General features: G+C 61.7%; 13 protein-coding genes and 1 CRISPR repeat array (1 of these 14 only partly in view). All 13 genes read left to right on the top strand.

All coding sequences use genetic code 11. From position 1 onward, the window contains the following. Nucleotides 1-8 precede the first annotated feature (8 nt). The 13 genes from VJ698_RS17940 (at nt 9) to cas2 (ending at nt 13,710) form a co-directional block, all read left to right on the top strand. Nucleotides 9-1,025, top strand: coding sequence for a branched-chain amino acid ABC transporter permease (locus VJ698_RS17940; protein ID WP_324104161.1), 1,017 nt, complete (start codon nt 9-11; stop codon nt 1,023-1,025). After that, complete coding sequence (locus tag VJ698_RS17945; protein ID WP_324104162.1) at nt 1,022-2,083, top strand: branched-chain amino acid ABC transporter permease; 1,062 nt, start codon at nt 1,022-1,024, stop codon at nt 2,081-2,083. The genes VJ698_RS17940 and VJ698_RS17945 overlap by 4 nt, the downstream gene beginning before the upstream one ends. Further along, on the top strand, nt 2,083-2,919 hold the full coding sequence (locus VJ698_RS17950) for an alpha/beta hydrolase (RefSeq protein WP_324104163.1): 837 nt from the start codon (nt 2,083-2,085) through the stop codon (nt 2,917-2,919). Before VJ698_RS17945 ends, VJ698_RS17950 begins: the two co-directional genes overlap by 1 nt. A 283-nt stretch (nt 2,920-3,202) precedes the next feature. Then, nucleotides 3,203-4,420 carry an MFS transporter gene (locus VJ698_RS17955; protein ID WP_324104164.1) on the top strand — a complete coding sequence of 406 codons (1,218 nt, stop codon included), beginning with the start codon at nt 3,203-3,205 and terminating at the stop codon, nt 4,418-4,420. An 8-nt stretch (nt 4,421-4,428) separates the two neighbouring features. Then, nucleotides 4,429-4,557 carry a hypothetical protein gene (locus tag VJ698_RS17960; protein ID WP_324104165.1) on the top strand — a complete coding sequence of 43 codons (129 nt, stop codon included), beginning with the start codon at nt 4,429-4,431 and terminating at the stop codon, nt 4,555-4,557. Beyond that, a complete protein-coding gene (locus VJ698_RS17965) occupies nt 4,548-5,750 on the top strand; it encodes a pyridoxal phosphate-dependent aminotransferase (RefSeq protein ID WP_324104166.1) in 1,203 nt (400 codons plus the stop codon). Before VJ698_RS17960 ends, VJ698_RS17965 begins: the two co-directional genes overlap by 10 nt. Before the next feature lie 366 nt (nt 5,751-6,116). Next, nucleotides 6,117-8,375 (top strand): CRISPR-associated helicase Cas3', encoded by a 2,259-nt coding sequence (cas3, locus tag VJ698_RS17970; RefSeq protein ID WP_324104167.1) that lies wholly within the window; start codon nt 6,117-6,119, stop codon nt 8,373-8,375. Between the two features lie 28 nt (nt 8,376-8,403). Next, entirely contained in the window at nt 8,404-9,069 is a 666-nt protein-coding gene (gene cas5c / locus VJ698_RS17975) for a type I-C CRISPR-associated protein Cas5c (RefSeq protein WP_324104168.1), read from the top strand. After that, on the top strand, nt 9,066-10,814 hold the full coding sequence (gene cas8c / locus VJ698_RS17980) for a type I-C CRISPR-associated protein Cas8c/Csd1 (protein ID WP_324104169.1): 1,749 nt from the start codon (nt 9,066-9,068) through the stop codon (nt 10,812-10,814). Before cas5c ends, cas8c begins: the two co-directional genes overlap by 4 nt. Next, nucleotides 10,811-11,695, top strand: coding sequence for a type I-C CRISPR-associated protein Cas7/Csd2 (cas7c, locus tag VJ698_RS17985; protein WP_324104170.1), 885 nt, complete (start codon nt 10,811-10,813; stop codon nt 11,693-11,695). Before cas8c ends, cas7c begins: the two co-directional genes overlap by 4 nt. Nucleotides 11,696-11,742: 47 nt before the next feature. Next, nucleotides 11,743-12,375 carry a CRISPR-associated protein Cas4 gene (gene cas4 / locus VJ698_RS17990; protein ID WP_324104171.1) on the top strand — a complete coding sequence of 211 codons (633 nt, stop codon included), beginning with the start codon at nt 11,743-11,745 and terminating at the stop codon, nt 12,373-12,375. A gap of 1 nt (nt 12,376) precedes the next feature. Continuing rightward, the gene (gene cas1c / locus VJ698_RS17995; protein ID WP_324104172.1) at nt 12,377-13,411 is read left to right on the top strand and encodes a type I-C CRISPR-associated endonuclease Cas1c; all 1,035 of its coding nucleotides are present in this window, start codon (nt 12,377-12,379) and stop codon (nt 13,409-13,411) included. 8 nt (nt 13,412-13,419) lie between these two features. Continuing rightward, the gene (gene cas2, locus VJ698_RS18000; RefSeq protein ID WP_324104173.1) at nt 13,420-13,710 is read left to right on the top strand and encodes a CRISPR-associated endonuclease Cas2; all 291 of its coding nucleotides are present in this window, start codon (nt 13,420-13,422) and stop codon (nt 13,708-13,710) included. Nucleotides 13,711-13,886: 176 nt separating this feature from the next. Continuing rightward, a CRISPR array of direct repeats spans nt 13,887-14,411; the repeat unit is 37 nt; unit sequence GTGTCGCCCGACCTTTGGGTTGGGCGTGGATTGAAAC (it continues 314 nt past the right edge of the window).

Here is a 14,411-nt window from a genome sequence, read left to right on the forward strand (position 1 = left end):
GACTACGAATGGCACAAGCATTAACACAATCGGCCGCACCTCCCGCGGGCAAACAGATCGACTGGCTGCCGCTCGCACTGGTGCCTGCGCTCGCACTCGCCGCGCTGCCTTTCATCGACTCGACTTCCACCTGGATCACGCTGACCGCTGCAGGGCTGGCGATGGGCATGATTGTCTTCGTCATCGCCTCCGGCCTCACACTCATCTTCGGCCTGATGGACGTGCTCAATTTCGGCCATGGCGTATTCATCGCGCTCGGCGCCTTCGTTGCCGTGTCGGTGATGGGTGCGATGCCGGAATGGTCGAATGCGGAAAGCCTGCTGCAGAACGTCGGCGCGCTCGGCGCGGCCATGCTGGTGGCCATGCTCGTGGCTGGGGTGCTTGGTGCATTGTTCGAGCGCGTGCTGGTGCGCGTGGTGTATGGCCAGCACCTGAAGCAAATTCTGATCACGATGGGCGGCATGGTGGTCGGCGAAGAACTGATCAAAGTGTTCTGGGGACCGCAGCAGATTCCGCTGCCGCTGCCGCCGGCGCTGCGGGGTTCCGTGTTCCTGGGTGATGCGGCGATCGAGAAATACCGGCTGATGGCGGTCGTGGTCGGACTGGTCGTGTTCGCGGCGCTGGTGCTGATGCTCAACCGCACCAAACTCGGTCTGCTGATCCGCGCCGGCGTGCAGGACCGCGAAATGGTGGAGAGCCTCGGCTATCGCATCCGCCGCCTGTTCATCGGCGTGTTCATCGCGGGGTCCGCGCTGGCCGGCCTCGGTGGCGTGATGTGGGGGCTGTACCAGCAGAACGTGATCCCGCAGATGGGCGCGCAAGTGAACGTGCTGATCTTCATCGTGATCATCATCGGCGGGCTCGGCTCGACCGCCGGCTGCTTCCTTGGCGCGCTGCTGGTCGGGCTGCTGGCGAATTACACCGGCTTCCTTGCGCCCAAGATCGCGCTCTTTTCCAATATCCTCCTGATGATCGCCATCCTGTTGTGGCGTCCGCAGGGCGTTTATCCGGTGACCAGCAAATGATGACGCGCCTACTCTCGCATGACATGCCGCGCAGCCGCGTGCTGGCGGTGATCCTGACGCTGATCGTTCTCGGACTGGCTTTCGCGCCCTTCCTGTTCCACGGCGCAAAGCCGATGAACGTGGCGGCCAAGATCCTCGTCTTCATCGTGCTGGTCGCGAGCTACGACCTGCTGCTCGGGTACACCGGCATCGTGTCCTTCGCGCATACGATGTTCTTCGGCATCGGTGCTTATGGCATTGCGATCGCGAGCTCGCGCATGGGGCCGGGCTGGGGCAGCCTGCTGGTCGGCGCGCTCGGCGCGATGCTGCTGTCGCTCCTGCTCTCGTTCGTGATCGGCCTGTTCTCGTTGCGGGTACGCGCCATCTTTTACGCCATGATCACGCTCGCTGTGGCCTCCGCATTCCAGACGCTGGCCTCGCAGCTCTCGGAAATCACCGGCGGCGAGGACGGCCTGAACTTCAAGCTTCCGGAAGTGCTGGCGCCCTCGTTCCAGATCGGCGACGACCCGTTCCTCGGCACTTACCTCGACGGCCGCTTCATCACCTATTACCTCGTGTTCGTCTGTGCGGCCGTGCTGTTCCTGGCCATGCTGCGCATCGTCAATTCGCCCTTCGGCCACGTGCTGAAAGCGATCCGGGAAAACGATTTCCGCGCCGAGGCGATCGGTTATCGTACCGTCGTATTCCGCACCTGGTCGAATGTACTGGCCGCCGTGTTCGCCACCCTCGCCGGCTGCCTGCTCGCCATCTGGCTGCGCTACAACGGGCCGGATACCTCGCTCTCCTTCGAGATCATGATCGACATCCTGCTGATCGTGGTGATCGGCGGCATGGGCACCATGTACGGCGCGATCTGCGGCGCGACGGTGTTCCTGCTGGCGCAGAGTTACCTGCAGGACCTGATGGGCCTGGCGGCCGAGGCGACGCAATCGGTGCCGGTGCTGTCCGCGCTGCTGTCACCCGATCGCTGGCTGCTGTGGCTGGGTATACTGTTCATCCTGTCGGTCTACTTTTTCCCGACGGGCATCGTCGGCAAACTTCGCACATGGAGGACGTGATGCTTCCCGCTTCCCATTACCTGCGCTGCTGTGATCGTGAAATCCATTATGTCGAATGGGGCGCGAAGGACGCGCCGCCGCTGATCATGTGGCACGGACTGGCGCGCACCGGCCGCGACTTCGACGACATCGCCGCTGAACTGTCCGACACCTACCGCATCATCTGCCCGGACACCATCGGCCGCGGCCTGTCGCAATGGAGTCCCGATCCCGACAAGGAATACTGTCTTGCCTTCTATGCAAAGATTGCGCAGTCGCTGGTGGACCAACTTGGCCTGGCGCGCGTGCGCTGGCTCGGCACGTCGATGGGCGGCGCGATCGGCACCGTTGCCGGCGCGACGACGTTGAAGGGACGGATCAGCCACCTGGTGCTCAATGACAACGGCCCCTCGCTCGCAGCCACGGCCATCGAGCGCATCAAGTCCTATGCGGGCAATCCGCCGCAGTTCGATACGGTGACAGAGCTCGAAGCATTCTTCCGCACGGTGTACAAGCCCTATGGCTGGCAAAGCGATGCGCAATGGCGGCACATGACGGAAACCTCCACGCGCCGCATGCTGAACGGAAAAGTCACGCCGCATTACGATCCGGCAATGGTGCGGCAGTTCATCGTGCATCCGGACGATTACGAACTGTGGGACGAGTACGATGCGCTCGACATGCCGACCTTGGTGCTGCGCGGCGCGGATTCGGACCTGTTGCTGCAGGAAACTGCGGACGACATGAAGCGGCGCGGGCCGATGGCGCAGGTCGCGGTGATCCCCGGCTGCGGTCATGCGCCTGCCCTGAATGTGGCGGAGCAGATTTCGCTGGTGCGCAATTTCCTCGCGGGTTGATTGGCATCTTTCCAGAAAGGCAAAGGTTTTTTGGTGGTATTGGCCCCTCGCCTCTCACATCATCGTCATTCCGGTGAAGGTGGGAACGACGAAGAGCGGTAAGCATATTGCTCAGGCAATCGCCCGCCTGCGAAGATCAATGTGTTATCGCATGTGTGTCAAATAGAACTTTTTTCTTGCACCTGGACTTTTCCGACTGCCGGCCCGGCCAGACCACCGGGCCACACGTTTTTTGGCTTTACGCTACACTCGATCGCTCGTTTTGTCCCATCGAGGTTCCGCCATGCTCACCGCCACCCGCGCCCCGCAACTGAAGACCGTCCTGATCGCCAGCGGCCTGGTGCTCACGCTTGCCATGGGCGTGCGCCACGGCTTCGGTTTCTGGCTGCAGCCGATCTCGCAGGCGCATGGCTGGACGCGCGAAACGTATTCGCTGGCGATGGCGCTGCAAAATCTGCTGTGGGGCGTATTCGGCCCGTTCGCCGGTATGGCAGCCGACCGCCTCGGCACGGCGCGGGTCGTCATTGTCGGCGCGCTGTTCTATGCCGGCGGCCTGCTGTGGATGGCAACGGTAAGCCAGCCGACCTTGTTCGTGGTCGGCTCCGGCGTCCTGATCGGTGCGGCGCTCGCCTGCACGGCCTTCGGCGCGGTCAGCGGCATCATCGCGCGTGTCGCGCCCGACGAGAAGCGCTCCTGGGCCTTCGGCATTTCCTCCGCCGCCAGTTCCTTCGGCCAGTTCCTCATGATGCCGGTCGAGCAGCACATGATCTCCTACTCCGGCTGGCAAACGGCCTTCTACATCCTCGCCGCCCTGGTCGCCGTCGTGATGCTGCCGATGGCCTTCGGCCTGCGCGAACTGCCACATGAAAAAGCGGCCGGACATCACCAGAGCATGTCGGATGCGATCAGGGAAGCCTTTGCCTATCGCCCGTTCCTGCTGCTGATCGCGGGATATTTCGTGTGCGGCTTCCAGCTCGTGTTCATCGGCGTGCACATGCCGTCCTACCTGAAGGACAAGGGCATCATGGATCCGGGCGTGGCCGTCATGGCGCTCGCGCTGATCGGCCTGTTCAACATCTTCGGCTCGTATTACGCCGGCAAGCTGGGCGGCTTCCTGCCGAAGCGCTACCTGCTCTCCGCCATCTACATTACGCGCGCCGCGGCGATCGCGATCTTCCTGCTGGCGCCGCTTAGCGCGTGGTCGGTGTACATCTTCGCCTGCGTCATGGGCGCGCTGTGGCTGTCGACCGTGCCGCTTACCAATGGTGTAATCGCCGGTATCTTCGGCGTGCGCTACCTGTCGATGCTGTCGGGCTTCGTGTTCTTCTCGCATCAGGTCGGCAGCTTCCTCGGCGTGTGGCTCGGCGGTTACCTGTTCACCCGCGACGGCAACTACAACACCGTGTGGGGCATCACGATTGTGCTCGGCGTGTTCGCGGCGCTGGTGAACCTGCCGATCAACGAAAAAGCCATCGCGCGCACCCGCGTCGCGGCCGCCTGAATCCGGTCATGCGCGAACGCATCAAAAGCTTGCTGCTTGGCGCCGCCGTGGTGGCGGTGCTGGCAGTCGTGTTCGTCGCCTACCTGCGCCCTTCCTTCATTGTCGATCTCGCCAACCGCATCATCCTATGCTTCTGACTCCTTCCGCCCCGCTCGCCCGTCCCATCGTGCAAGACCTGGGTGCCTCGCGCATCCGCGAAGTCGCCAATGCAGGCATCGGCATTCCCGATGTACTGCCCTTCTGGTTCGGCGAGCCCGATGAAGTCACGCCCGCCTTCATCCGCGACGCAGCAAAGCAAGCGCTCGATGCCGGCGATACGTTTTATGCGCACAATTTCGGCATCCTGCCGCTGCGGGAAGCCATCGCCGCCTATGTGTCGTCACTGCACGGCCCGATTGACGTGAGCCGCGTGGCCGTCACTTCTTCCGGCGTCTCGGCGCTGATGCTGCTGTCGCAGCTCATCCTCAATCCCGGCGATCGCGTGGTGGCGGTGACGCCCTTGTGGCCGAACCTGGTGGAAATCCCGAAGATCCTCGGTGCGGAAGTAGTCGATGTACCGCTGCAATTCGGCCAGACCTGGGAGCTCGACCTGCAGCAACTGCTCGATGCGCTCACGCCCGGCACGAAGGCAGTGTTCCTCAATTCGCCGAACAACCCGACCGGCTGGGTGATCACCCGCGCGCAGCAGGAAGCGATCCTCGCGCATTGCCGCAAGCACGGCATCTGGATCCTTGCCGACGACGTGTACGAACGGCTGGTGTATGACATCGCTCCCGGCGGCAAAGCCTGCGCGCCGTCCTTTCTCGACATCGCCGCACCGGACGACCGCATCGTGTCGGCGAACAGCTTTTCCAAGTCCTGGCTGATGACCGGCTGGCGGCTCGGCTGGGTGGTCGCGCCGCCGACCGTGATGGCCGATCTCGGCAAGCTGATCGAGTACAACACTTCCTGTGCGCCGGGCTTTGTGCAGCGCGCCGGCATTGCTGCAATCGAACGCGGCGAGGAAGTGATCGCACACACCGTCGCACGCTACCAGGCCGCGCGCGATTTCCTCTACGACCGCCTGAACGCCCTGCCCGGGGTGACCTCACCCAAACCGAAAGGCGCGATGTACCTGTTCTTCCGCATCGAAGGTGTGCAGGGGGCAATGGGCACGCTTGACACGCTGGACCTGTGCAAGAAACTGGTGCGCGAAGCGAAGCTCGGCCTCGCGCCGGGCAATGCCTTCGGCCCGGAAGGCGAAGGCTACATCCGCTGGTGCTTCGCGAGTTCCCTGGAGCGGCTGGAGGATGGGGTGGGGCGGCTGGAGCGTTTCTTGATGAAGCGCTAACGCGACGTCTTCGGCAAACACGCTTCCTCCATGCTGCGGGGCGGCAAGTGCAACATCCGCCATCGCGTCCTGCGCCAAGGCCGCCAAGGTCTGTAAGACACGCGGAAAATCCAACCGCAGCAATTTCCTTCCATGTCCGACGGCGTCGCACTCCTGCCGCCGGGTGTCCTGTTCCCTATGCCATTCATGGGATTCCAAGCCACGACGATTCGTGCAACAGTGATCGATGCTGCACGCGTCGCGCGGGCGTTGAATTCTTGAGCGCTTCCACCCGGCGCAGCGCCCGCAATCCAGTGTCGTCTTTCTTTTTGCTCGGGCTAAAGGCAGCGCAGCAGGTTGATCGGAAGGGGAAAGCAGGCACCACCGATGAACACCAGTCGGGCCATTGCTCATGCCGCGAGGGATGCCAACGGCAATTGGCGCGAGGCGCATGACCTCGCGGATCACCTGCGTTCCGTAGCGGACCTGGCATCACAGTTTGCAAACCGGTTTCATAGCGGCCCCTGGGCATACCTGGCAGGCATGTGGCATGACCTTGGAAAATACCGCCCACGCTTCCAGCAGTACATTCGACAAGCAAGCGGTTTCGACCCCGATGCCCATATCGCCGGCGAGGCCGGGAGAACGCCGCATTCCACCGCCGGCGCCATGCTCGCCTGCGACAGGTTCACGACCACGGGTCGCGTACTCGCCTACCTAATTGCCGGACATCACGCGGGGCTGAGCGACTGGTTCGGCGGCCTCGACGAACGCCTAGAACGAGAAGAAAGCCGCACCGAACTCAAGGAAAGCCTGTCTGCGCATCCCCCTGATGATGTCATCGATCATGCCGGGTTCATTCCCGATCTTCGCGCCACGCCGGGCGGCAAGGATGGTTTTGCGCTCTGGGTGCGCATCCTGTTCTCCTGCCTTGTCGATGCGGATTTCCTGGATACGGAACGCTACATGGATGCAGGGCGTGCACGACAGCGTGGCGACTGGCCGGATCTCCCGCATCTGCTCGACCTGTTCAATCGCCATATGTTCGCAAAACTTGGCGACGCCCCTCGCACCGCTGTCAATGCCTTGCGCAACGACGTTCTGCGCCAATGCCGCGTCAAAGCGCACGACGCGCCGGGGCTGTTCTCGCTGACAGTTCCGACGGGCGGCGGCAAGACCCTCTCGAGCATGGCTTTCGCCCTGGAGCATGCCCGGCACCATCACAAGCGCCGCATCATCTACGCCATTCCGTACACCAGCATCATCGAGCAAACCGCCGATGCATTCCGCGGCATTTTCGGCGACGCTCTCATCGAGCACCACAGCAATACCGATGCCGATCCCGACAGGGAAAACCACAAGACGCGGCTCGCCTGCGAAAACTGGGATGCACCCATTGTGGTGACGACCAACGTGCAGTTCTTCGAATCCCTGTTTGCCGCGCGCACATCGCGGTGCCGCAAACTGCACAACATCGTCGATTCCATCGTCGTGCTGGACGAAGCACAGATGCTGCCGCCGGAATTCCTGCAACCCATCCTCGACATACTGAACCTGCTTTCACGTCACTATGGCGTCACCTTCGTGCTCTCAACCGCAACGCAGCCTGCGCTGGCGACACGCACTTACTTTGACGCGAGAAACAACATGCGCGGGCTGGAAGATGTGCGGGAGATCGTGCACGACCCCGATGCGCTCTATGCCGCGTTGGAACGCGTCCGTATTCACCTGCCCGGCGACTGGGACGCACGCACAGGCTGGGACGAGCTTGCAGCGAAGCTTGCAAGGCAGGATTCGGTGCTGGCCATCGTGAACAGGCGGCGAGATGCGCGCGAGCTGTGGCAGCGCATGCCAACCGGGACAGTCCGTCTCTCGGCACTGATGTGCGGAGAACATCGCTCGCGTACGATTCGACGCATCAAGGCGCAGCTGAAAGATGGCGTGACGACGCGCGTCGTCAGCACACAGCTGGTCGAGGCTGGTGTCGACCTCGATTTCCCTGTTGTCTACCGCGCGCTTGCCGGCCTCGATTCCATCGCGCAGGCTGCAGGACGCTGCAATCGCGAGGGGCGGCTGGCGGAACAAGGCCGGCTCGGCGAAGTCGTTGTGTTCATTCCCCCGCAGCCCGCGCCGCCCGGTCTCTTGCGCAAGGGAGAAGATACCTGCCGCAGCCTGCTTCATGGCGACGCCGGCAATCCCCTTTCCCGCTCTCTGTTCACCCGCTACTTCGAGCTGTTCTATCACGCCTGCGATCTTGACGCGCAGCACATCACGCAGCTGCTTGCCGTTGACGGCAACACCCTTGCTGTCAACTTCCGAACCGCCGCCGACAGGTTCCGGCTCATTCCGGACGACGACGGCATCTCGGTCATCGTTCGCTATCGCGGAGAAGATGCGCGGGACGACACGGTCGACCGGCTGCTGGCAAGCCTGCGCAGCGACGGCCCGGAACGCTGGCTGATGCGCAAGCTTCAGCGTTACGCGGTGGGCATACCTCGCCGGCAAGCCAAGGTACTTCTCGAACAGGGCGACATCGAAGAATTGTTCCCCGGCCTGTTCGTCCAGGTCAGCGACTGGCTGTATGACAGTCATGTCGGCCTTCTTCCGGATGGGAGGCCGCTCGGTTCCGCCGGCAGCATCGTGTGACAGATTCAATCTCGGACATGGAGGATGCATGAAACGTTTTTGTCTTGAACTCGCCGGTGATTTCGCCTGCTTCACCCGGCCTGAAATGAAGGTCGAACGCGTGAGCTATGACGTCATGACGCCCTCCGCCGCGCGCGCCTGTTTTGAAGCCATCCTGTGGAAGCCGGCAATACGATGGCATATCCGAAAAATCGAAGTCCTCAAGCCGATACGCTGGATTAACCTGCGGCGCAATGAGGTCGCCGGCATCATCTCCGTTCGCAATGTCGAGCTCGCCATGCACAACGGCAACGGCATTCTCGGGCTGCATATCGAGGACGAGCGCCAGCAGCGTGCCGGGCTGTTCCTGCGCGATGTGGCCTATCGGGTTCACGCCGACATGGAATTTTTTCATGAGCGCGACCGATCCTCGCATGCCACGAAATTCCATGAGATGTTCGAACGGCGTGCGAGGCGGGGCCAATGCATCAACCAGCCGTATCTTGGATGCCGGGAGTTCGCAGCGCAATTTCGGCTGGTGTCCGCTGCCGAAAAGGGACCGCCTCCCATCGCCGAAAGCAGGGACCTCGGTTTCATGCTGCACGACCTGAATTTCGCGGTGCCCCACGATCCGTCGCCGCGCTTCTTCCGAGCGCAACTGGAGCATGGCGTCGTCCATGTCCCGCCGTGGAACAGCGAGGAGGTGCGAGCATGATCCTGCAAGCCCTGCATGCCTATTACCTGCGCCGCCAGCACTCGCCCGATCCGAAGGACCGTCTGCCCGCGTTCGGCTTCGAACTGAAGGAAATTCCCTTTGTGATCGAGCTTGATGCGAAGGGGCGGCTAGTTAACATCGCGGACACTCGGGTACCGGACGGAAATCGAAAAGCAGGCCAGCGGTTCCTCGTGCCCCAAGGCGTGAAAAAAACCTCCGGTGTTGCATCAAACCTGCTGTGGGATTCCGCAGAATACGTGTTCGGCATCACGACCAGGGGGAAACCCGAACGCGCCGCGGAACAGCATGCGGCATTCTGCGCGCGCATCGACGCATTGCCGCCCAGGGCGCTCCATGACGCGGGGGTGCAGGCAGTCCACGCATTCCTTGCCCATGCCAAGCCACAGCAACTTGAGAAGCAGTCGGCTTGGGCCGATCTCATTTCCACGAATGCGGTCGTGAGCTTCCGCTTGCACGGCGACGACGAACTGGTTTGCCAGCGCCCCGCCATCATTGCTGCCGTCACCCATGAAACAGCGAATGATACGGCGCAAGGCCAATGCCTTGTCAGCGGAGAGTTCACTGCCATCGAACGGCTCCATCCTGCCATCAAGGGTGTCTGGAATGCCCAGACCTCCGGCGCGAACATTGTCTCGTTCAACCTGCCCGCATTCAACTCCTATGGCAAAGCGCAGGGCGCCAACGCACCGGTCGGAAAGGCGGTCGCGTTCAGCTACACCACTGCGCTCAACCACCTGCTGTCACGCGAGTCGAGGCAGCATGTCCAGGTGGGCGACGCGTCAACGGTGTTCTGGGCGGAAGAAGCGCATGCGCTGGAAACCACGCTTCACGACCTGTTCGGCGAGCCGCAGAAGGATGATCCTGACAGAGGGACCGATGCGCTGAGGGCCTTGTACAAGGCCGTCGAAACCGGAAAGTTCTCCCGCGGCAAGGCAACGACACGATTCCATGTGCTTGGCCTTGCCCCTAATGCAGCACGCATTGCCATCCGGTTCTGGGAAACCGCGACCGCGCACGATCTCGCTCGGCGCATCTCGGCGCATTTTGATGACCTCCGGATCGTTCGCGCACCGCACGATCCCGAGCACCTGTCGATGTTCCGCCTGCTGACCTCGGTGGCTGCGCAAGGAAAAGCGGACAACATCCCACCCAGACTTGGCGGAGAAATCATGCGCTCTGTCCTGACGGGACTGCCCTATCCGTCATCCTTGCTCACGCTCGCCATCCAGCGCTGCCGCGCCGAGCAAGGGCCGACCTACGGGCGCGCATCGGCAATCAAGGCGTCATTGAACCGGCTGATCCGCCGCAACCATTCAACCACTTCCCATCCCGAGAAGGAGTTCGACATCATGCTTGACCCGGCCAACCCCAACACGGCGTATCGCCTGGGGCGGCTTTTTGCCACCCTGGAAAAGGTGCAGGAAGAAGCCAGCCCCGGCCTGAATGCCACGATACGCGACCGCTTCTACAGCGCCGCTTCCAGTACACCCGTCGCGGTATTCACGACATTGCTGCGGCTTCACAACCATCATCTCGCCAAGCTTCACAAGGGCCGTGCCGTACAGATGGAAAAGCTGGCCGGCGAAATCATGGATGGTATTTGTGACTTCCCGCGCGTCCTCACCCTGCCCGACCAGGGGCGCTTCGCCCTCGGTTACTACCACCAGCGACAAGCCCTCTTCACAAAATCCGAACATGCCGATCACAAAGGGGAATCCAAATGAGCCTGAGCAACCGTTATGACTTCGTACTTCTTTTCGATGTAAAGGACGGCAATCCCAACGGCGACCCCGATGCGGGCAACCTGCCGCGTCTGGATGCGGAAACCGGCCACGGCCTGGTGACCGACGTCTGCCTGAAGCGAAAGGTGCGCAATTTCGTCGGCATGGTAAAAGGCGAAAAGCCGCCCTATGAAATTTATGTCAAGGAAAAGGCCGTCCTCAACAACCAGCACAAGCGCGCTTACATCGGCATCGACCGCAAGGACATGCTCGCGGACGAGGGCAAGAAGCGCAAGGGTGGCGACGCGGTGGACGATGCGCGCAAGTGGATGTGCCGGAATTTTTACGATGTGCGCACCTTCGGCGCCGTCATGTCCACCGAAATCAACTGCGGCCAGGTGCGTGGTCCGGTGCAACTGACGTTTGCGCGCTCGGTGGATCCGATCATCGCGCAGGAGCATGCCATTACGCGCATGGCGGTTGCCACCGAGGCCGAAGCGGAGAAACAGGAAGGGGACAACCGCACCATGGGCCGCAAGCATACGGTCCCGTATGGCCTCTATGTGGCGCATGGATTCGTCTCGAGTTTTCTGGCGAAACAGACCGGCTTTTCCAACGACGACCTGAACCTGTTCTGGGAAGCATTGATCCTGATGTTCGACCATGACCGCTCCGCCGCAAGAGGGGAAATGAGCACGCGCGGCCTGTATGTATTCAAGCATGATTCGGAACTTGGCAATGCGCCGGCGCATGTCCTGCTCTCGCGCATCCAGCCAAAGCTCAGGGATGGCGTGACTGCCCCGCGCGGCTTCGATGACTACAAGATCAGCATCCACGATGCCAGCCTTCCATCCGGTGTGACGTTCCTGAGCATGCCATGCTAGCCATGCATTCGATGTATCCATTCTGGTTGCGCGAGTCCGCGACGTAGATGACGACTTCCGCCGGCGATGACATCACCGTTGCCCTCTCCGCATTGCAGCACTGGGTGTATTGCCCTCGTCAGTGCGGACTGATTTATCTCGAACAGACGTTCGCGGACAACATTCATACCGCGCGCGGACATGCGGTGTATCGTCTCGTCGATACGCCCGGATTTGAGTCCAGGCCCGGAATGCGCGTCGTGCGTGCCATGCCGCTCCGGTCACAGCGGCATGGCCTCACCGGCAAGGCCGATCTTGTCGAGTTTCATCCGGACGGCACGGCTTACCCGGTGGAGTTCAAGCATGGCACGAAGCGCGGTAAGCTGCACGACGATGTCCAGCTTGCCGCGCAGGCACTATGCCTCGAAGAGATGCTGGGCCGTGCGGTACCGAAAGGCGCCATCTATCATGCCAGCAGCCATCGAAGGCGGGAAGTTCTCGTCACGGCGGAGCTCAAGGAACTGGCCATCAGAACAGCGAAGTGCGTTCGTGACATGCTCGCGTCGGAGATCTTGCCACCTCCCGTGAATGACTTGCGATGCCGCGAGTGTTCGCTGAAGGATATTTGCCAGCCCGAGGCGCTGCACCAACGGGCAAGGCTGCATCAGCAGCGGGAACGCCTGTTCGATCCGGAGGCATAGCATGCTCACTGTCCAGAACACCTTGTACGTCATGACACCGAATGCCTACGCCCACCTGGAGAATTCGTCGGTGCGGATCGACGTCGACCATGAGCAGAAACTCTGCGTTCCCATGCACCACGTGGGTGGCCTGGTCTGCTTCGGCAATGTGATGGTCTCGCCTGCCCTGATGCACCGTCTGGCGGACGAGGGAAAGTCCCTTGTGCTGCTGACTGACGCCGGCCGCTTCAAGGCACGGCTCGAAGGGCCTCTTTCCGGGAATATCCTCTTGCGGCAGGCACACTACCGGATGGCCGCTGATCCCGCATTCAGTCTCGAATTTGCGCGAGCGATTGTGGCGGGCAAGCTCAAGAACAGCAGGACAACGATCCAGCGCGGCGCACGCGATGCCTCCAATCCTGAGGATGTCGCCGCGCTCCGGCGCATAGCAGAAGACCTCGCGGCTTCGTTGCGCGCCGCGGCCGGCGCCAGCAGCCTGGACGTGCTGCGCGGCATCGAGGGGGAAGGTGCGAAGAACTATTTTGCGGGCCTCAACCTGATCGTCACCCCGCAGCACCGTCCTGCATTCTCGCTCAACGGGCGCACCCGCCAGCCGCCACTCGACCGGTTCAATGCCCTGCTTTCCTTTCTCTACGCGATGCTGCTGAATGACTGCCGCTCCGCATGCGAGGCCGCAGGACTTGATCCGCAGCTCAGCTTCCTGCACGCCGTTCGCCCCGGCCGCCCTGCACTCGCCCTGGACCTGCAGGAGGAGTTCCGATCAGTTGTCAGCGACAGACTGGCACTGACCCTGATCAACCGCGAACAGGTGACACCGGCAGATTTCGACGAACATGAAGGCGGCGCCGTCATGCTAAACGACAAGGGGCGCCGCGCGGTGGTGGCCGCATGGCAGGAGCGCAAGCATGAAGAGCTGGTTCATCCGCTTACCGAAACCAGGATGGCCGTGGGAGTGATTCCGCTGATCCAGGCGCGCTTCATGGCCCGTACCATACGCGGCGAAATAGAAGGCTATCTGCCGTACGTGGCACGATAGAACGCCGCATGTTGATCATCGTGACCTACGATGTTTCGACGGAGACTGCCGCCGGCCGGAAGCGGTTGCGGCGCGTAGCGAAGGTGTGCGAAAGCATGGGCCAGCGCGTCCAGAAATCCGTTTTTGAATGCAACGTCGACGAGATGCAATTCGAGCGCCTCGAACGTGCATTGCTGGCAGAGATCGACGTGGAACGCGATAATCTGCGGTTCTACCGCATTACGGAGCCCGTGAGCCTCCGGGTAAAACAGTATGGCTGCTTCCGCTCGACCGATTTTGAAGGAACGCTCATTGCGTAAGCGCGAAACGCAATCGGCGGGATCACCGCCGTGCATTCGCGCTATTTTCAAGGACATGATTTTTATGGGGATTTACGGACATGCTGCGCTGAATGGGCATGTATGCAAGTTATTGCAAGGTGGTTCGCGGAATGGGCCGGAATTCTTCTTTCGATTGAGGGAGTTATGCAGGTAGAGTGTCGCCCGACCTTTGGGTTGGGCGTGGATTGAAACTTGCCCATTAGCCAGCGTCCGATAGGCGAAAAACGGGGTGTCGCCCGACCTTTGGGTTGGGCGTGGATTGAAACATGGACAAGGCGATGCGCCGCCACGCGGGACAAAATCGTGTCGCCCGACCTTTGGGTTGGGCGTGGATTGAAACACGACCGGGCGCAAATATGCCTACCTGGAGCCTACGGTGTCGCCCGACCTTTGGGTTGGGCGTGGATTGAAACTATGCCGGAGCAATCGCCATCGTGAGCACTTATGCCGTGTCGCCCGACCTTTGGGTTGGGCGTGGATTGAAACGAAATCATCTCGGCAAAGCCTGCGACGACAGCGGCGTGTCGCCCGACCTTTGGGTTGGGCGTGGATTGAAACCGACGCATCCGCAGCCGTGAGGTGCGGGAGGTGTTTTGTGTCGCCCGACCTTTGGGTTGGGCGTGGATTGAAACCGCCACTTGAGGACATCGGCGGCAGTGATCGAAGGTGTCGCCCGACCT

The organism is Noviherbaspirillum sp. (assembly GCF_035254685.1).
GTDB lineage: Bacteria > Pseudomonadota > Gammaproteobacteria > Burkholderiales > Burkholderiaceae_D > Noviherbaspirillum.